Source organism: Burkholderia sp. KL41, from assembly GCF_057005415.2.
Window position 1 is genome coordinate 1625346 of the sequence record NZ_CM174446.1, and the last position, 19312, is coordinate 1644657.

16 protein-coding genes are annotated in these 19312 nt (G+C 68.0%); 13 read left to right on the forward strand and 3 right to left on the reverse strand.

All coding sequences use genetic code 11. From position 1 onward, the window contains the following. Positions 1-34 precede the first annotated feature (34 nt). Together iolD and PQB87_RS07625 are read right to left on the reverse strand one after the other, a co-directional pair. Positions 35-1918: a 3D-(3,5/4)-trihydroxycyclohexane-1,2-dione acylhydrolase (decyclizing) gene (gene iolD / locus PQB87_RS07620; protein WP_489242778.1), complete on the reverse strand. Its 1884-nt coding sequence runs from the start codon at positions 1916-1918 to the stop codon at positions 35-37. A 70-nt stretch (positions 1919-1988) separates the two neighbouring features. Further along, the gene (locus PQB87_RS07625) at positions 1989-3947 is read right to left on the reverse strand and encodes a bifunctional 5-dehydro-2-deoxygluconokinase/5-dehydro-2-deoxyphosphogluconate aldolase (RefSeq protein WP_489242779.1); all 1959 of its coding nucleotides are present in this window, start codon (positions 3945-3947) and stop codon (positions 1989-1991) included. Positions 3948-4262: 315 nt separating this feature from the next. On the opposite strand from PQB87_RS07625, the gene PQB87_RS07630 reads away from it, so the two are divergent. The 8 genes from PQB87_RS07630 (at position 4263) to PQB87_RS07665 (ending at position 13368) form a co-directional block, all read left to right on the forward strand. Continuing rightward, entirely contained in the window at positions 4263-5189 is a 927-nt protein-coding gene (locus PQB87_RS07630) for a sugar ABC transporter substrate-binding protein (RefSeq protein ID WP_059687282.1), read from the forward strand. Between the two features lie 68 nt (positions 5190-5257). Continuing rightward, positions 5258-6841: a sugar ABC transporter ATP-binding protein gene (locus tag PQB87_RS07635; protein WP_489242780.1), complete on the forward strand. Its 1584-nt coding sequence runs from the start codon at positions 5258-5260 to the stop codon at positions 6839-6841. Between the two features lie 27 nt (positions 6842-6868). Continuing rightward, positions 6869-7894 (forward strand): ABC transporter permease, encoded by a 1026-nt coding sequence (locus tag PQB87_RS07640; protein WP_059484329.1) that lies wholly within the window; start codon positions 6869-6871, stop codon positions 7892-7894. A gap of 75 nt (positions 7895-7969) precedes the next feature. Then, positions 7970-8881 carry a sugar phosphate isomerase/epimerase family protein gene (locus PQB87_RS07645; RefSeq protein WP_111941983.1) on the forward strand — a complete coding sequence of 304 codons (912 nt, stop codon included), beginning with the start codon at positions 7970-7972 and terminating at the stop codon, positions 8879-8881. A gap of 59 nt (positions 8882-8940) precedes the next feature. Then, complete coding sequence (iolG, locus tag PQB87_RS07650) at positions 8941-9954, forward strand: bifunctional inositol 2-dehydrogenase/D-chiro-inositol 1-dehydrogenase (RefSeq protein ID WP_111941985.1); 1014 nt, start codon at positions 8941-8943, stop codon at positions 9952-9954. Between the two features lie 18 nt (positions 9955-9972). Continuing rightward, entirely contained in the window at positions 9973-10899 is a 927-nt protein-coding gene (locus PQB87_RS07655; protein ID WP_489242781.1) for a TIM barrel protein, read from the forward strand. A gap of 56 nt (positions 10900-10955) precedes the next feature. Beyond that, the gene (locus tag PQB87_RS07660; RefSeq protein ID WP_021162370.1) at positions 10956-12128 is read left to right on the forward strand and encodes a Gfo/Idh/MocA family protein; all 1173 of its coding nucleotides are present in this window, start codon (positions 10956-10958) and stop codon (positions 12126-12128) included. A gap of 355 nt (positions 12129-12483) precedes the next feature. Beyond that, positions 12484-13368 (forward strand): MurR/RpiR family transcriptional regulator, encoded by an 885-nt coding sequence (locus tag PQB87_RS07665; protein WP_059484325.1) that lies wholly within the window; start codon positions 12484-12486, stop codon positions 13366-13368. A 79-nt stretch (positions 13369-13447) separates the two neighbouring features. Here PQB87_RS07665 and PQB87_RS07670 read toward each other — a convergent pair whose 3' ends face one another. After that, positions 13448-14968: a CoA-acylating methylmalonate-semialdehyde dehydrogenase gene (locus PQB87_RS07670; protein ID WP_489242782.1), complete on the reverse strand. Its 1521-nt coding sequence runs from the start codon at positions 14966-14968 to the stop codon at positions 13448-13450. Positions 14969-15081: 113 nt separating this feature from the next. Between PQB87_RS07670 and PQB87_RS07675 the strand changes: the two genes are divergently transcribed. The 5 genes from PQB87_RS07675 (at position 15082) to PQB87_RS07695 (ending at position 19308) form a co-directional block, all read left to right on the forward strand. Next, a complete protein-coding gene (locus tag PQB87_RS07675; protein WP_048025561.1) occupies positions 15082-16017 on the forward strand; it encodes a LysR family transcriptional regulator in 936 nt (311 codons plus the stop codon). Positions 16018-16134: 117 nt separating this feature from the next. Beyond that, positions 16135-16362, forward strand: a complete 228-nt coding sequence (locus PQB87_RS07680) for a sulfurtransferase TusA family protein (RefSeq protein WP_006402122.1) — start codon at positions 16135-16137, stop codon at positions 16360-16362. Between the two features lie 200 nt (positions 16363-16562). Continuing rightward, entirely contained in the window at positions 16563-16976 is a 414-nt protein-coding gene (locus PQB87_RS07685; protein ID WP_489242783.1) for a peptidase, read from the forward strand. 269 nt (positions 16977-17245) lie between these two features. Further along, positions 17246-17950 (forward strand): response regulator transcription factor, encoded by a 705-nt coding sequence (locus PQB87_RS07690; RefSeq protein WP_006490421.1) that lies wholly within the window; start codon positions 17246-17248, stop codon positions 17948-17950. Further along, the gene (locus PQB87_RS07695) at positions 17947-19308 is read left to right on the forward strand and encodes a FecR family protein (protein ID WP_059687289.1); all 1362 of its coding nucleotides are present in this window, start codon (positions 17947-17949) and stop codon (positions 19306-19308) included. The genes PQB87_RS07690 and PQB87_RS07695 overlap by 4 nt, the downstream gene beginning before the upstream one ends. The last annotated feature ends 4 nt before the right edge of the window (positions 19309-19312 follow it).

Genomic DNA, 19312 nt, shown 5'->3' on the forward strand with positions numbered 1-19312 from the left:
TTTCGCGAGGCGGGTGGGCAGGCAGCGCGCGGCATCAGCGCCGCTGCCGGGTCTTTGCGTCGAGATACGCGCGGTGCGCCGCTTCGACGCCGGCGCGCTCCGATACCTGCGGCACCGCGACTTCCCACCACGCGCCGCCGTCGTCGGTCGTGCGCTTGTGCGTGGTGTCGATCACGAGCACCTGGCTCGTCTTCGCCGCGCGGGCGCGCTTCATTTCGCTGCGCAGCTCGCCGATGTCGCGCACGTGCACGGCGTCGGCGCCCATCGCGCGCGCATGCATCGCGAAGTCGATCGTCGAGCGTTCGCCGCCTTCGGGCACGCAGTCGTCGAGCATGTTGTTGAAGCTCGCGCCGCCGCAGTTCAGCTGCAGCCGCTCGATGCAGCCGTAGCCGCGGTTGTCGAGGATCACGACGACGATCTTGCGGCCGAGCATCACGGACGTCGCGAGTTCCGCGTTGAGCATCATGTACGAGCCGTCGCCGACGATCACGATCACTTCGCGCTCGGGCCGCGCGAGCTTCGCGCCGAGGCCGCCCGCGACCTCGTAGCCCATGCACGAGTACGCGTAGTCCATGTGGTAGTTGCCCGGCACGCCGCTGCGCCACAGCTTGTGCAGTTCGGCCGGCAGCGTGCCGGCCGCGCACACCACGAGGTCGTCGCGCGCGCTGTCGCGCCCCGCGTCGGCCGCGGAGTCGCGCACCGCGCCGATCACTTCCGCGTCGTAGGGCAGCGTGTCGTTCGGCACGTGCGTCGTGAGTTCGGTCACGCGCGCGTTCCATGCGGCGGCCTGGTCGCGGTTGCTGGCCGTCCATGCCGGATCGGCTTGCCAGCCGGCCAGCGCGGCCGACAGCTGGCCGAGGCCCGTGCGCGCGTCGGCGACGAGTTGCCGGCCGCGTTTCTTGCCCGCGTCGAACGGCTGCACGTTCAGGCTCAGCAGCGTCGCGTTGCCGTAGAGCGCATGCGAGCCGGTCGTGAAGTCCTGCAGCCGCGTGCCGACCGCGAACACCACGTCGGCCTGCGCGGCCGCGCGGTTCGCGGCGGGCGAGCCCGTCACGCCGATCGAGCCGAGATTCAGCGGGTGGTCCCACGCGAGGCTGCCCTTGCCGGCCTGCGATTCCGCGACCGGCACGCCATGCGTATCGGCGAACGCACGCAGCGCGTCCCATGCCTGGCTGTACAGCACGCCGCCGCCCGCGACGATCAGCGGCTTCTTCGCGGCCTTCAGCACGTCGAGCGCATCGGCAAGCTCGAGCGCGTCGGCCGGCGGCCGGCGCATCCGGATCACCGGCGGCGCGAAGAAATCCTCGGGCCAGTCGTACGCGAAGGTCTGCACGTCCTGCGGCAACGCGAGGCACACGGGGCCGCACTGCGCGGGGTCGGTCATCACCTGGATCGCACGCGGCAGCGCGACGAGCAACTGCTCGGGCGACGTGATCCGGTCGAAGTAGCGCGTCACCGGCCGGAAGCAGTCGTTCGCGCTGACGTCGCCCTGTTCGAAATCCTCGACCTGCTGCAGCACGGGGTCGGGCAGGCGCGACACGAACACGTCGCCGGGCAGCAGCAGGAGCGGCAGGCGGCCGACGTGCGCGAGCGCGGCGGAGGTCAGCATGTTGGTCGCGCCGGGGCCGATGCTCGACGTCGCGGCCATCATCCGCTGGCGGAAGTTCGTTTTCGCGAACGCGATCGCCGCGTTCGCCATCCCTTGCTCGTTGTGCGCGCGGAACGTCGGCAGCCGGTCTTTTTCAGCGTGCAGCGCCTCGCCGAGCCCGGCCACGTTGCCGTGGCCGAAGATTGCGAACACGCCGCCGCAGTAGGGCAGGATCTCGACGCGGCCGTCGGGCTGGACGACTTCGGCGCGCAGGGCGGCGAGGTAGCGCACGAGCGCCTGGCTGACGGTCAGTCTTACGGTAGAGGTCATGTCGGTCGGTGAAGAGGATTCGGGTGGATCATCGCGGGCGTCGCTTCGTGTTGCGTCACGTCACGTCACGTCACGCCGCGGCGGCGCGTGCCGCCGCCGCACGGCGGCCGAGCCACGCATCCACGAGCTGCGCGAAGTTGCCGGCCACTTCATCGATCAGCGCCTGGTCGTCGATCCGGCCGGCGAACCAGTTCAGCGACGCATCGGCCCACAGCGTGCGCCCGACCATGAAGCCCTTGACGATCGGGTTGGTCGCCGAGCGGAAGCTGTCGACGAGGTATTGCAGCGGCTGGTTCAGCCCGAGGATCACCGCGCCTCGGCAGTGCGGGTCGCGCTCGGCGATCAGCGCGGCGAGCCGTGCCCAGCCGTCGGCGCTCAGCGGCGTGAGCTTCCACCATTCGGGTTTCACGCCGAGGTTGTAGAAGCGCGCGATCGTGCGCAGCACCGCGTCGTCCTCGGTGCCGGCCGGCGTGACCGCGCGCGGCGGAATCATTTCCAGCAGCAGTTCGTTGCCGCTGGCGCGCGTGGCTTCCCACAGTTCCAGCACGCGCTGCTCCTGTTCGACGCGCAGGTCGACCTGGTCGTCCGGATGATAGTGAACGAGGCACTTCACGACCTGTTCGGTCGGCCAGTGCGTGAGCGACGAGCCGACCGAGCGCGTTTCGTCGAAGCGCAGCGGCCGGGAGCCCGGCAGCTCGACCGGGCGGCCGACCCACCAGCCGCGCCCGGTGGCCGACGCCAGCGCGTCGCTGCCGTAGCCGCCGCCGTCGATCAGCACGCCGACATGGCCTTCGATATGACGATCGCGCTCGACCTGCTCGACCGCGCGCACGAGCAGGCGCTTCAGCGTCCTGATCCGCGCTTCGTCGGCGCCGGCCTGCACCGCGAGTTCGTAGAACTGGCTGCGATGATCGAACGCCATCACGCACAGGTCGTCCCATTCGCGGCGCGGCACCGTCACGCGATGCAGGTGCGCGAGCGTGTGATCGGCATCGACCACCGGATTGCGGCTGCCGTCGAACCAGTGCGCAAGCTCGGCCGGCGTCGGCATCGCCGCGGAGCACGCGTGGCGCGATACGACGATCGCGCCGCACGCGTTCGCGATGCGCGTCGACTCGGCCCAGTCGCGGCCGCGCAGCAGCCCCGACAGCAGGCCCGACAGGAACGCGTCGCCCGCGCCGAGCACGTTGAGCACCTCGACGCGTTCGCCGAGGAAGGTCGGCGCATCGTCGATGCGGGCGGGAACGTCGCCTTCGATCACGCAGCAGCCGAGCGCGCCGCGCTTGACGACCAGCGTCGCGTTCGTGATGGCGCGCACCGCCTGCAACGACCCGATCAGGTCGTGCGGCACGCCGCCCGCGATCAGGAATTCCTCCTCGGTGCCGACCAGCAGGTCGAATTCGCCGAGCACCTGCTGAAGCTGACGCGTCACCTGCGCGTCCGGCACGTAGCGGTTCTCGCCCGCGCCGCGCGCGGTCAGGCCCCACAGCACGGGCCGGTAGTCGATGTCGAGAATCCTCACGACGCCATGGCGGCGCGCATAACCGAGCGCGGTCAGCGACGCCTCGCGCGTGCCCGGCGTCGACAGATGCGTGCCGGTGATCGCGAGCGCGCGGCAGCCGGCGATGAAGTCCTCGCTGATCTCGTCGGCGCGCACGGCCATGTCCGCGCAGTTCTCGCGCACGAACAGCAGCGGGAACGTGTCGCGATCCTTCAGCCCGAGCAGCACCAGCGCGGTGAGGCGTTCGCGGTCGGTCTGCAGCTGGCTCGTGTCGCAGCCTTCGCGCTCGAGCGTCTCGCGCAGGAAGCGGCCCATCTGCTCGTCGCCGACGCGCGAGATCATCGCGGTCTTCAGCCCGAGCCGGGCGACGCCGAACGCGACGTTGCCCGACGAGCCGCCGAGATACATCTGGAAGCTGCGCGCGTCTTCGAGGCGGCTGCCGTACTGCTGCGCATAGAGATCCACGGCCACGCGGCCGAGGCAGGCGAGATCGATGGGGCGGTCACTCGGAAAGTTCAGCAGGCTCATATCACGTGTCACGCTCGCGGCCGGCGTTCGGCAATGCCGGCGGATTAGGGGACCGATCCGGTCGCGACCGTCCGCACCGTGTATTGCACGACGCGGGACTGCCTGCCGCCAGGAATCGGGCTACGGACGCAGTCTAGACTTTTTGGAAATCCAGTTCCCTAGGTGAAATCACGTAGAAATAAATTTCCAAATTTTCGAGGAAGTGATCTACAGTTTCATCCGGATGCTTCAGTCCGTATCGGATTCGATCGGACTCGGCCCGGCGGCGCGCAACGCGCCGTCTTCCGCCCCCGGAGATGAGGAGACAGATTGATCATGAAGACCAAGCTGATGGCCGTCGCGGCCGCCGCGATCCTGGCTGCGCCGCTCGCGCATGCCGAGAAGATCGGCGTGACGATGGCGTCGTTCGACGACACGTTCCTGACCATCCTGCGCAACAGCATCGCCGATTCGGCGAAGAAGGACGGCGCGACGGTACAGATCGAGGACGGCGGCAACGACGTCGGCAAGCAGTTGAGCCAGGTCCAGAACATGATTGCGCAGAAGGTCGACGCGATCATCGTGAACGCGGTCGATACCGACGCGACGCCGAAGATCACGAAGATGGCGACGGCCGCGAAGATCCCGCTCGTCTACGTGAACCGCAAGCCGGTCGATTTCGACAAGCTGCCGGCCGGCGTCGCGGTCGTCGCGTCCGACGAGAAGCAGTCGGGCACGCTGCAGGCGCGCCAGGTGTGCAAGCTGCTCGGCGGCAAGGGGGACCTCCTCGTGCTGATGGGCGAGCTGTCCAACGAATCGGCGCGCGCCCGCACGAAAGACATCGAGGACGTGATCGCGACGAAGGATTGCGCGGGCATGAAGATCGTCGACAAGCGCGAGGGCAAGTGGAGCCGCACGCAGGGCCAGGACATCACGATGAACTGGCTGAGCTCCGGCACGAAGTACGACGCGATCATCTCCAACAACGACGAGATGGCGATCGGCGCGATCAATGCGCTGAAGGCCGCGCGCAAGTGGACGCCGAAGACGATCGTCGCCGGCATCGACGCGACGCCGGACGGGCTCGCCTCGATGAAGAGCGGCGAGCTGAAGGTGTCGGTGTACCAGAACGCGTCCGGGCAGGGGCAGCAGGCCGTCGCGGCCGCGCTCAAGCTCGCGAAGAAGCAGCCCGTCGACCGCTACGTGAACGTGCCGTTCGAGCTCGTGACGCCCGAGAACATGAGCCAGTACGCGAAGCACTGACCGGTGATCCGTTGAACTGCGCGTGCCCGGCATGACCGGGCACGCGCGCGACTCGTCGAGGAACGTCCATGTTTACAGCCAGGATCGCGCGCCCGATGGCCGGCGACGATGCATCGGCCGGTGCGTCGGGTTTGTCCGGCGCGTCGGCCCCGCCGGCTTCTTCCGCGGCCGACTGCGTACTCGAGGTGCGCGGTGTCGGCAAGTCCTTTCCGGGCGTCGTCGCGCTCGACGGCGTGCAGTTCCGCGTGCGTCGCGGCACCGTCCATGCACTGATGGGCGAGAACGGCGCGGGCAAGTCGACGCTGATGAAGATCATCGCGGGCGTCTACACGCCCGACCAGGGCGAGATCCTGATCAACGGCGAGCCCGTCGTGCTGAACGGCCCGCTCGATGCGCTCGACCGCGGCATCGCGATGATTCACCAGGAACTCAACCTGATGCCGTACATGACGGTCGCGGAGAACATCTGGATCCGCCGCGAACCGAAGAACCGCTTCGGCCTGATCGATCACGCGGCGCTGCGCCGTCAGACGGCCGCGCTGTTCGAGCGGCTGTCGATCGACATCGATCCGGAAACCGACGTGCGCACGCTGACGGTCGCGAGCCGCCAGATGGTCGAGATCGCGAAGGCCGTGTCGTTCGACTCGGACGTGCTGATCATGGACGAGCCGACTTCCGCGCTGACCGACAAGGAAGTCACGCACCTGTTCCGGATCATTCGCCAGCTGCGCGAGCAGGGCAAGGGCATCGTCTACATCACGCACAAGATGAACGAGCTGTTCGAGATCGCCGACGAGTTCTCGGTGTTCCGCGACGGCAAGTACATCGGCACGCATGCGTCGAGCGACGTCACGCGCGACGACATCATCCGCATGATGGTCGGGCGCGAGATCACGCAGATGTTCCCGAAGGAGGAGGTGCCGATCGGCGACGTCGTGCTTTCGGTGAAGAACCTCGGTGTCGACGGCGTGTTCCGCGACGTGAGCTTCGAGCTGCGCGCGGGCGAGATCCTCGGCGTGGCCGGCCTCGTCGGCTCGGGGCGCTCGAACGTCGCGGAGGCGCTGTTCGGCGTCGTGCCCGCCACGTCGGGCGAGATCCGGATCGACGGCAAGCCGGTGCGGATCGCGACACCCGCGCAGGCGATGAAGCACGGGATGGCCTTCCTCACCGAGGATCGCAAGGACACCGGCTGCTTCCTGAGTCTCGACCTGCTCGCGAACATGGAAGCGGCGGTGCTCAGCAACCGCTACGTGAAGTTCAATTTCGTGCGGCAGGCGCAGTTGAAGCGCGACTGCGAGGAAATGAGCAGGATGCTGCGCGTGAAGTCGCCCGGGCTGCACGAGGAGATCCAGAACCTGTCGGGCGGCAACCAGCAGAAGGTGCTGATCGGCCGGTGGCTGCTCACGCAGCCGCGCATCCTGATCCTCGACGAACCGACGCGCGGCATCGACGTCGGCGCGAAGGCCGAGATTCACCGGCTCGTCAGCGCGCTCGCCGGCAAGGGTGTCGCGGTGCTGATGATCTCGTCGGAAATGCCGGAAGTGCTGGGAATGAGCGATCGCGTGATGGTGATGCACGAAGGGCGCATGACCGGCATCGTCGATCGCAAGGACGCCGACCAGGTCCGCATCATGGATCTCGCGTCGCGCTGAGCCGAAACAAGACTGGAGACAAATGAAATGGGCAACCTGAACCCGGCTGCGGATGCGCAGACCATGACGATCAAGGCGCGGCACATGAAGTGGCCGCCCGAACTGAGCATCTTCCTCGTGCTCGTCGGCATCAGCCTGTTCTTCGAGATCGTCGGCTGGATCGTCGTCGGCCAGAGCTTCCTGTTCAATACCGAGCGGCTCGAGATCATCGTGCTGCAGATGGCCGTGATCGGCATCATCGCGGTCGGCGTGAACCTCGTGATCATCACCAGCGGGATCGACCTGTCGTCGGGCTCGGTCGTGGCCGCCGCGGCGGTCGTGTCGGCAAGCCTCGCGCAGGTGTCCGACTTCCCGCGCGCGGTGTTCCCGCACCTGACCGACCTGCCGATCATCTGGCCCGTGCTGGCCGGCGTGTGCGTCGGGCTGCTGGTCGGCCTGCTGAACGGCTCGCTGATCGCGATGACCGGCATCCCGCCGTTCATCGCGACGCTCGGCACGATGGTGGCCGCGCGCGGGTTCGCGAAGTGGTTCACCAACGGGATGCCCGTGTCGATGCTGACCGACCAGTTCGCGGCCATCGGCGCGGGCGCCAATCCGGTGATCATCTTCCTCGTGATCGCCGCGATCTTCCACGTCGTGCTGCGCTACACGCGCTTCGGCAAGTACACCTACGCGATCGGCGCGAACCGTCACGCGGCCGTCGTGTCGGGCATCAACGTCACGCGCCACCTGGTCTTCGTCTACGCGATCGCGGGCCTGCTGAGCGGGATCGCCGGCACCGTGACCGCCGCGCGCGCGATCTCGGGCCAGTCGGGCATGGGCGTGATGTACGAACTCGACGCGATCGCGGCCGTCGTGATCGGCGGCACGTCGCTGTCGGGCGGGCTCGGCCGCGTGACGGGCACCGTGATCGGCGTGCTGATCCTCGGCGTGATGACGTCGGGCTTCACGTTCATCCGCATCGACGCGTATTACCAGGAGATGGTCAAGGGCGCGATCATCGTCGCGGCCGTGATCGCCGACCAGTACCGTAACAAGAAGAAGCGCCGCTGACCGTCATGCATCGCCGGACGAGGGCGGCACGTGCCGCCGCGTTCGTCCGGAACCCGCTATCGCCGAGGACTTTCGATGAAGATCGCGCTGGACCCCTACATGATTCGCCACCTGCCGCTCGACCGCCTGCCGCACGCGGTGGCCGAGCTCGGCTACGACCAGATCGAGCTGTCGCCGCGCAGCGACTTTCTCGACTGGTGGGTGATGCCGCGCGCGACGCGCGAACGGATGGCCGCTTTCCGGCAGGCGATGCGCGCGAGCGGCGTCGGCCTCGCGTCGCTGCAGCCGATGTACCGCTGGGCGAGCCCGTTCGAGGACGAGCGGTTATGGGCCGTGCGCTGCTGGAAGAAGGCGATCGAGGTGGCGGTCGAGATGGAGTGCGCGCTGATGGTGTCGGAGTTCGGGCGCGGCGCGTCGCCCGAGCGCTCGGTCGGCGAACGGCCGGGCGCGAACCCGAAGGAGCTGTGCGAAGCCGCGTGGTTCCGTTCGATGGACGAGCTGCTGCCGATCCTCGAGCGCGAATGCATCGTGCTGTCGGTCGAGCCGCATCCGGAGGACTGGATCGAGCAGCTGCAGCCGGCGATCGACATCGTCACGAACATCGGCTCGCCGTCGCTGAAGCTGTCGTACATCGCGCCGCACACGTTCTACTACGGCGACGACATGGCCGCGATGATCGCGCAGGCCGCGCCGATCCTCGCGCACGTGCGCGTGGCCGACACCTTCGACCACCGCAAGAGCAGCCAGCTGCGCTACATCGTGAACCCGCCCGGTTCGAACCAGATCCGCGTGCACCAGCATCTCGACATCGGGCAGGGCGAGATCGACTGGGACGTGTTCTTTCGTGCGCTCGGCGCGGCAGGCTTCGACGGCGTGATGTCGTCGTGCGTGTTCGCGTGGGAGGACCGCGCGGAAGCGTCGTCGCGCTACATGCGCGACACGATCCGGCGCTACGTCGATCGTTTTTTCGATCGCACGGCGCGCTGACCTATTGCCGATCGGTGCGGCGGGTGTCGCACCGCAGATGAACGACTGGAGACTGTTAGATGACCTTGCAAATCGGCGTGATCGGCTGCGGCGCGATCGGCCAGGACCACATCCGCAGACTGACCCGCACGCTGTCCGGCGCGCGTGTCGTGGCCGTCAACGACATCGATCCGCAGCAGGCGCGCGACGCGGTGACGAAGTACGGGCTCGATGCCGAGATCTACGCCGACGGCCACGAGGTGGTCGCGGCCGCCGACGTGCAGGCCGTGCTCGTCACGTCGTGGGGCCCGACGCACGAAGCGTTCGTGCTCGACGCGATCGCGTACGGCAAGCCCGTGTTCTGCGAGAAGCCGCTCGCCGTCACGGCGGAAGGCTGCATGCGGATCGTCGAAGCGGAAGTCGCGCACGGCAAGCGGCTCGTGCAGGTCGGCTTCATGCGTCCGTACGACGAAGGCTATCGCGCGCTCAAGCGCGTGATCGACAGCGGCGAGATCGGCGCGCCCTTGATGCTGCATTGCGCGCACCGCAACCAGTCGGTCGGCGAGCGCTACACGACCGACATGGCGATCACCGACACGCTGATTCACGAACTCGACGTGCTGCGCTGGCTGCTCGGCGAGGACTACGTGAGCACGCAGGTCGTCTATCCGAAGAAGACGCGCCATGCCTCGTCGCATCTCGCCGATCCGCAGATCGTGTTGCTGGAAACCGCGAGCGGCGTGCGCATCGACGTCGAGATCTTCGTGAACTGCCAGTACGGCTACGACATCCAGTGCGAGGTGGTCGGCGAGCAGGGCATCGCGAAGCTGCCCGATCCGCCCGCTGTGGGGCTCAAGCATGCGGCGCGGCAGTCGGTCGAGATCATGACCGACTGGAAGGAGCGTTTCATCGCATCGTACGACGTCGAGCTGCAGGCGTTCATCGACGGCGTGCGCGCGCACGCGCTCACCGGGCCGTCGGCCTGGGACGGCTACGCGGCGGCGGTCGCGGCCGACGCATGCGTGCGAGCGCAAAAGAGCGGGGCGGTCGAATCGATCGCGATGGCCGAACGCCCCGCGTTCTATCGCGGCTGAACCGCCGGAGAGACCGACATGACGATGAAGATTGGCTGCGCGCCCTGCTGCTGGGGCGTAGACGACGTGAAGAACCCGCACCTGCCGCCGTGGCGGCACGTGCTCGCCGAGGCCGCGCAGGCCGGCTACTCGGGCATCGAGCTCGGGCCGTACGGCTACATCCCGCTCGAACTCGACGTGGTGAGCGCCGAGCTCGAGCGGCAGCGCCTGAGCATCACCGCCGGTACGATCTTCGACGATCTCGTGGCGCCGGAGAACCTGCCGAACCTGTTGCGCCAGACGCGCGAGATCTGCGCGCTGATCACGCGGCTGCCGAAACTGCCGACGCAGGACGGCCAGCGCTACGCGGCGCCGTACCTGGTCGTGATTGACTGGGGGCATGAAGAACGCGACTACGCGGCCGGCCACGGCGATCGCGCGCCGCGGCTGTCCGGCGCACGCTGGGCCGGCATGGTCGAGCACATCCGGCAGATCGCGACGATCGCGCGCGACGCATTCGGCGTGCGCACGGTGATCCATCCGCATGCGGGCGGCTACATCGAATTCGCGGACGAGATCGACCGGATCGTCGCCGACATTCCGGCCGACACGGCCGGCCTCTGTCTGGATACCGGCCACCTGCATTACTCGGGCATGGACCCGGAAACCTGGCTGCGCCGCCATGCGGCGCGCCTCGACTATGTGCACTTCAAGGACATCGACGCGGCCGTGTACGACGCGGTGATGGGCGAGCACATCGCGTTCTTCGCCGCGTGCGCGCGCGGCGTGATGTGCCCGATCGGCACCGGCGTGCTCGACTACCGGTCGATCCGCCACGCGCTCGACGACATCGGCTACGCCGGGTACATCACGATCGAACAGGAGCGCGACCCGCGCAATGCCGGCACGAGCCTGCGCGACGTCGCCGCGAGCCGCGCGTTTCTCGCGTCGGCCGGCTTCGCATGATTCATCGCGCGTTGCACCCCCGAACCCCCTGAACACGGACCAGGAACACCACCATCATGATTGACGGACAGATTCTGCTTGGACATTCGATTCGCTGGGGCATGGTCGGCGGCGGGCTCGGCAGCCAGATCGGCTACAGCCACCGGTCGGCCGCGTTGCGCGACGGCAGCTTCCAGCTGGTCGCCGGCGCGTTCGACATCGATCCCGAACGCGGCCGCCAGTTCGGCGTGAAGCTCGGCGTCGCCGCCGAGCGTTGTTATCCCGACTACGCGACGATGTTCGACGCCGAGGCGCGCCGCCCGGACGGCATTCGCGCGGTGTCGATCGCGACGCCGAACAACACGCACTTCGAGATCTGCCGCGCCGCGCTGAACGCGGGGCTGCACGTGGTCTGCGAGAAGCCGCTGTGCTTCACGACCGAGGAGGCCGAGGCGCTGCAGCGGCTGTCGGTCGAAAAGAACCGGATCGTCGGCGTCGCGTACGGTTATTCCGGACACCAGATGATCGAACAGGCGCGCGAGATGATCGCGCGCGGCGATCTCGGCGAGATCCGCATCGTGCAGATGCAGTTCGCACACGGGTTCCACAGCGAGGGTGTCGAGGCCGCGAGCGCGGCCGCGCGCTGGCGCGTCGACCCGAAGTTCGCGGGCCCGAGCTACGTGCTCGGCGACATCGGCACGCATCCGCTGTACATCTCCGAAGTGATGGCGCCCGAGCTGAAGATCCGGCGGCTGATGTGCTCGCGGCAGAGCTTCGTGAAGAGCCGCGCGCCGCTCGAGGACAACGCGTTCACGATCATGGAGTACGACACGGGCGCAGTCGGGTACGTGTGGTCGAGCGCGGTGAACGCGGGCTCGATGCACGGCCAGAAGGTGAGGGTGATCGGCGCGAAGGCGAGCGTCGAATGGTGGGACGAGCATCCGAACCAGTTGCGCTACGAAGTGCAGGGGCAGCCCGCCCAGGTGCTCGATCGCGGGATGGGTTATCTGCATCCGCACGCATTGCGCGAAGATCGCATCGGTGCCGGGCATCCGGAGGGGCTGTTCGAGGCCTGGTCGAATCTCTATGCGCGCTTCGCGCTCGCGATGGATGCGGCCGATCGAGGCGACGCCGCGGCGCTGAAGAACATTCGCTTTCCGGATGTCCATGCGGGCGTGGAAGGCGTGCGCTGGGTGGAGAACTGCGTGCGCTCCGCCGATGCGGGCGGCGTGTGGATCGACTATCGCTGAACCGGCGGCGCGGGCAGGCTGCGGGGCGGGCGGCTGCTTGCCGCATGTCTCCGTTTCTGTCGCTTCTACCGCACCTACCGCTTCTACCGCTTTTGCCATTTCTCGCCGCTTCGCCCCGATGGCCGGCTTGGTAGACGCCCTAATCTTTACGACGCCGCGAGAGCGTTGGACAATCGCTTCCAGTATCGCCGTGGAGCGTAGGCAAGTGATGATCGAGCGCGTGGGAGCGAGCACGTGGCGCGGGCCGCGCCGCAAACGTGATTAAATTCGCCCTTCATGCATGTGTTCAGGTGAGCCCCGGGCCGCGTCCGTCAGTGTCGCGCGCGCATCGGGGCCGTCAACTTCGCGCTATCCGATGAGTTCATCCGAGAAACCTCCCGCCACCGTCGAGCAGTTCCTGCAGCACCTGACGCAGGAGTACGACGGCCTCAGCAATCGCCTGAAGGTGATTGCTCGCCACGTGGAAACGCATCGGGACCAGCTTGGCCTGGAGGGCATCCAGTCGCTCGCGGAGGCGTGCGGCGTCCAGCCGTCGGCCGTCGTGCGCTTCGCGAAGCATTTCGGCTTTTCCGGCTTCTCCGAGATGCAGCGGCTGTTCCGCGAAGGGCTCGCGCAGCAGATCGCGCCGGGGCGCGCGTACAACCTGCGGCTGCGCGACGTGATCGAGTCGGGCTCGTCGAGCCTGCAGCCCGAACAGATCGCCGACGAATTCATCAAGGGCAGCATTGCCGGCATGCAGCAGCTGCGGCAGACGCTCGATTCGCAGGCGCTCGCGCAGGCCGTCGACCTGCTCGCCGAAACCCAGGCGATCTGGATCGCGGGCTCGCGGCGCGCGTTTCCGATCGCCGTGTACCTCGACTACGCGCTGCAGCACACCGACAAGCGCATCGGGCTGTTCAGCGCGCTGGGCAGCATGCATCTCGGGCAGATCCGGTCGGTGCGCGAGGGCGACGTGATGATCGTCATCTCGTTCATGCCGTATGCGGAGGAAACCGTGCAGGTCGCACAGCAGGCCGCGCAGCGCGGCGCGCGGCTGATCGCGATCACCGACAGCCGGATGAGCCCGCTTGCACGGGAGGCCGAGGTGACGCTGATGGTGCAGGACAGCGAGACGTTCGGCTTCCGCGCGCTGACGGCCACGATGGGCCTCGCGCAGAGCCTGTTCGTCGCGCTCGCGTATCGGCTCGAACTGTCGTACCTGCCCACCGCCGACGGCGCGCACGGCACGAAGGCCGGCTGACGTCGCCTGCCGACGGCCGGCCGCGAGAGCGGCCGGCAACCGGCGGCCAGCGACCGGCCATCGGCGTGCCTTCAGGCAATTACTTCGCGGTCGGCATCGCGAATTCGGCACCCTTGCCGATGCTCGACGACCAGCGCTGCATCACCGACTTCTGGCGCGTGTAGAAGCGCACGCCTTCTTCGCCGTAGGCGTGCATGTCGCCGAACAGGCTCTTCTTCCAGCCGCCGAAGCCATGCCACGCCATCGGCACCGGAATCGGCACGTTGATGCCGACCATCCCGACCTGGATGCGCCGCGCGAATTCGCGCGCGATGCCGCCGTCGCTCGTGAAGCACGACACGCCGTTGCCGAACTCGTGCGCGTTGATCAGGTCGACGGCCTCGCCGAAGTCCTTCACGCGCACGCAGCCGAGCACGGGCCCGAAGATTTCTTCCTTGTAGATGCGCATGTCGGGGGTCACGTGGTCGAACAGCGTGCCGCCGGTGAAGAAACCTGCCTCGCGGCCCGGCACGCGCAGCCCGCGGCCGTCGACCACCAGTTGCGCGCCTTCGTTCACGCCTTGCTCGATATAGCCTTCGATACGCTTGAGTGCATCGCCGGTGACGATCGGGCCCATCTCGACTTCCGGCGACATCCCGTCGCCGATCACGAGCTCGCGGGCGCGCTCGGCTACCAGCGGCACGATCTTGTCCGCAACGTCGCCGACCAGCACCGCGACGCTGATCGCCATGCAGCGTTCGCCGGCCGAGCCGTACGCGGCGCCGATCAGCGCGTCGACGGCCTGCTCGAGGTTCGCATCGGGCATCACCACCAGATGGTTCTTCGCGCCGCCGAGGGCCTGCACGCGCTTGCCCGACTGCACCGCGCGTTGCTGTACGTAGGCCGCGATCGGCGTCGAGCCGACGAAGCTGACGGCCTGCACGTCCGGGTGGTCGAGCAGCGCGTCGACCGCCCCCTTGTCGCCCTGGACGACGTTGAACACGCCGGCCGGCAACCCGGCCTGCGTGAGCAGGTCGGCGATGAACAGGGCCGCCGACGGGTCGCGCTCGCTCGGCTTCAGCACGAACGTGTTGCCCGTCGCGATCGCGACCGGGAACATCCAGCACGGCACCATGCACGGGAAGTTGAACGGCGTGATGCCCGCGACGACGCCGAGCGGCTGGCGCATCGTCCAGTTGTCGATGCCGGTGCTGACCTGGTCGGTGAAGTCGCCTTTCAGGAGCTGCGGCACCCCGCACGCGAATTCGATGATGTCGATGCCGCGGGCGACTTCGCCCTGCGCGTCGGAAAACACCTTGCCGTGCTCGGCCGTGATGATCGCCGCGAGTGCGTCGCGGTGCTCGTTCATCAGTTGCAGGAAGCGATGCAGGACGCGTGCGCGGCGGATCGGCGGCGTCGCCGCCCACTCGGGGAACGCGGCATGGGCCGACGCGACGGCCTGCTGCACTTCGCTGTCGTCGGCGAGCGCGACGCGGCGCACCGCGCGGCCGAGCGCCGGATTGAGCACGTCCTGGAAGCGGCCGCTGCGGCCGGAGACGGGCGCGCCGTCGACATAGTGGCCGACGTCGGCGTCGGAGGTGTACGCGGGAACCGGATTCATCGTGTCTCCTGAGGGATCGGGTAGGGTGGACGGCACCCAGTCTAGGCAAACGCGCCGGATGGGAGAAGGCCGCGCAGCTTGATTCACTGTTCAGAATTCTGAATAATCGGCTGATGAATCAGCAAAATGTCCAGGCGCTCTGGCCGCATATCCATTCGCTGACGGTGCTGGCCGCGGCCGGCAGTTTCACGGCCGCCGCGCAGCGGCTTGGCATCAGCAAGGCCGCGATGAGCCAGCGCATCGCCGATCTCGAAAAAGCGGCCGGCGTGCCGCTCGTGCGGCGCACGACGCGCAGCGTGCGGCTCACCGACGCGGGCCAGACGCTCGTCGACAGCACGCGTGACGCGTTCGAGTCGATCGGGCAGCACTTCGCGCGCGTGAAGGACCTGGCCGGGGAGCCGCGCGGCCTGCTGCGCGTGACGGTGCCGGTCGCGCTCGGGCGCCAGCAGGTCGTGCCGCACCTGCCCGATTTCCTGCGGCGGCATCCGGGCGTGCATATCGAGCTCGACCTGTCGGACCGGCTGCATTCGCTGACGCAGGAGGGATTCGACCTCGCGATCCGCCATACGACCACCGCGCCGCAGACCCATGTCGCGTGGAAGCTGTGCGACACGCGTTCGCTGCTCGTCGCGAGCCGCGACTACCTCGACGCGCGCGGCGCGCCGAGGCACCCGAGCGAACTCGTCGAGCACAGCTGCCTGTGCTACCTGCGCGAGCACGAGCCGGCCGCGTGGAGCTTCGAGCCGGACGGCCGGCGGCGCGAGCGCGTGAGCGTGCCGGTGCGCGGCAGTTTCGCGGCGAACAACAGCGAGGCGATGCGCGAAGCCGCGCTCGGCGGGCTCGGCATCGCGCTGCTGCCGGACTTCAGCGCGCAGCGCGATCTCGACGCCGGCCGGCTCGTCGCGCTGCTCGACGGCTGGCGGCCGTCGGGCGCGTTCGGCGACCACATCTTCGCGATCCGCCCGTACAGCCCGGTCGTGCCGAGCGCGGTGCGCGCGCTCGTGCGGCACCTGCGGGAACGGCTCGCGGGCGGCTTCTCCGGCGCGTGAACCCGGTGCCCGCGAGGGCCGGGCCCTGGCCTGCCCGGGCAGGCGCGGCGGCGCTGCGGTAAAATCGCGGCTTCTTCCCGCGCCGCGTGTGGCGCGACATTCGAAGGTCGACAGCCGATGCAGATTCACAAGGAAGTGGACGCGCGCGGGCTCAATTGCCCGTTGCCGATCCTGCGTGCCAAGAAAGCGCTCGCCGATATGGAAAGCGGGCAAATCCTCAAGGTGCTCGCGACCGATCCGGGTTCGCAGCGCGATTTCGCCGCGTTCGCCAAGCAGACGGGCAACGAGATCGTCGAATCGACGACGCAGGACAAGACCTTCGTGTTCCTGATGCGCCGCCGCTGAAGGCCGGCGTCATGCTGCCGGCCGCGCCTGGCGCCAGCCAGGCCGCGCTTTTCTGACAATTCTTAAACCTCGCTTCGTGACCGGCTGCGTATACTGACCCGGCCGGTCGTCCGCTCCCAGCGGATGCGCCGGCCACGGTACGTCTTACGGCGGGCACGGGGGCCATGCCTGACGCTACCGTCGTACAACGGGGAGAGGACATGTCCTTCAGACCAGGGACCATTCGAAGTCCGTCCGGAGCGGAACGCAGCGTATCGGGACTGAGCCGTATCGAGCTCGATCCGCAGCAGGATCGTCACGCGCGTGCGGCGCTGGAGGCCTACGCGGATTCGGCTGCGGCGGAGATGCCGTGGCTGGCCGAGTGGCTCGACGAACGGCTGCGCGACGCCGCGCTGGACGACGGCTCGGGCCTGACCTACTGCGGTGCGACGATCGAGCGCGTGTTCGATCTGGCGCAGGCGTGGGCGGCGAGCCAGCCGGATTACGCGGCCGCCGCGTGGGAGCGCGTGCGCGGCCAGCTGCAGCGGATGCTTGTACAACCGGCGCATTCGGAACCGCTGTCGCAGCACGTGCCGGCCGACGATGTTGCCGAGCCGGTCGCGGGCGTCGACTAGGCGCCGGATTGCGCGACGGGAAGCATTATTCGAAGAAAAGACGGTAGTCCGCGCAATTTATTGGCGAATTTCATACTACTATGATGAAATCGCCGGTTCGTCCGTGCCCCGTTTTTGAGATATTTAGCCGGGGTCGCCGGTTTGCGCAGGTGGCGCGAGCGGCGAACGACGGCTCGCCGGCCGGTATCCGGAAGCCGCGCATGTGCTGCGCGGCCGGGGTGGGGGCGGGGAGCTGAACTGGACGAATCGATTTCGATTTGCGGGGTGCTATGAGAATTGCTGTACTGGATGACGATCCGGCCCAGACGGATTTCGTCAGTCAAACGCTGACGGCCGTCGGCCATACGTGCTATGCGTTCAAGGAAGGCAAGGCCCTGAAGAAGCGCCTGCAGCGCGAGACCTTCGATCTGCTGGTGCTCGACTGGAACGTGCCCGACATGTCCGGCGAGGAAGTGCTGAAGTGGGTGCGTGCGAATCAGACCGAGCACAGCCTGCCGATCATCTTCATGACGAGCCGTGACGACGAGGCGGGGATCACGCAGATCCTCAACGCCGGCGCCGACGATTACGTGGTCAAGCCCGTGTCGGGCCCGATCCTGCGTGCGCGCATCGGTTCGTTGCTGCGCCGCGCGTATCCGGTCAACGCCGAGGCAACCGTTCGCGAGTTCGACCAGTTCCGCTTCGACGTGAACCTGAAGCAGGCCTACGTCGGCGACAAGGCCGTCAGCCTCACGCAGAAGGAATTCGAGCTCGCGCTGCTGCTGTTCCAGCACCTCGACCGGCCGCTGTCGCGCGCGCACATTCTCGATCTCGTGTGGAAGCAGGCGACCGACATCCCATCGCGCACGATGGATACGCACATCTCGATGCTGCGCACCAAGCTCGGCCTGCGGCCCGAAAACGGCTATCGCCTCGCGCCGATCTACGGCTACGGCTACCGGCTCGAACGGGTCGGCCAGGGAGAACCGGAGTGACCACGGGAATCACGCAGCACACGGCGAACCTGCGGGCGGCGGCGCTGCGTGTGTCCTGCGCGGTCGCGTTTGCGTTCGCCGCGCAGCATGCGGCCGCGCAGCCGCCAGCCGCGGCGGGCAAGATGGTTGTCTACCGCACGCAGGCGGGCGACACGCTGTACGACGTCGCCGCGCGCTACCTGCAGGGCGCGGACGACTGGCAGCTGCTTCAGCAGATCAACGGCGTACCCGCGCCGAAGCACCTGCAGCCCGGCATCGCGCTGAAGCTGCCGGTGGCGCGTCTGCGCAAGGAAAAACTGACCGCGCGCGTCGTCGCGATACAGGGGACGGCCGAACGCGCGTCCGGCGACGCTTACGCGCCGCTCGCGAACGATGCGACGCTTGCCGAGGGCGATCGCGTGCGCACGGGCCCGAACGGCTTCGTGACGCTCGAGCTCGCCGACGGCACGCACATGAGCCTGCCGCCCGACAGCCAGCTCGACCTGAAGGCGTTGCGCCGCACGGTGCTGACCGGCACGCTCGATCGTGAGTTCGAACTCACGCGCGGCTCGGTCGACAGCGAGGTCACCCATCTGAAGAAACGCGACGACCGCTTCCAGATCCGTTCGCCGTCGGTCGTGGCCGGCGTGCGCGGTACGCACTTTCGCGTGAATTACGACGCGGCCGGTAGCGCGTCGACGCGCGTCGAAGTGCTCGACGGCACCGTCGGCGTCGCGGGCGATCGGCAGCCGGCCGGCCCGACGCTCGTGCATGCGAATTTCGGCAGCGTCGCGACGTCGTCCGGCGCGGTCGGCGCGCCCGTCGAGCTGCTGCCCGCACCGGCGCTCGCGCATCCCGACAAGGTGCAGGACGAGCCCGACGTCACATTCGACGTCGCGCCGCTCGCCGACGCGCATGCCTACCGCTTGCAGCTCGCGCACGACGCCGGGCTGCTCGACCTGTTCCGCGAAACGCGCACCGATTCTCCGCGGGCGGTCTTTCACGACGTGCCGAACGGAAACTACTTCGTGCGGGTCGCCGCGATCGACGCGAACGGCCTCGAGGGCCGGCCGCGCACGTATGCGTTCGAGCGCCGCGTGATGGGGCTCGACGCGAGCGCGTCGCCCGGCGCCGGCGGCTACGAGTTCCGCTGGTCGCCGAACGGTTCGGGCAAGGATGCGCGCTACCGGTTCGTGCTGTCGCGCTCGAAAGACCTGAGCGCACCGGTCGTCGACCAGGTCGGCCTGCATGCGCGCCAGATCACCGTCGCGCACCTGCCGCCGGGCGACTATTTCTGGGCCGTGACCGTCGAGGAATTCGAAGGCGGCAAGTTCTACGAGAAGACCAGTCCGGTCAGCGCGTTCACGCTGTCGCGCTGATCCG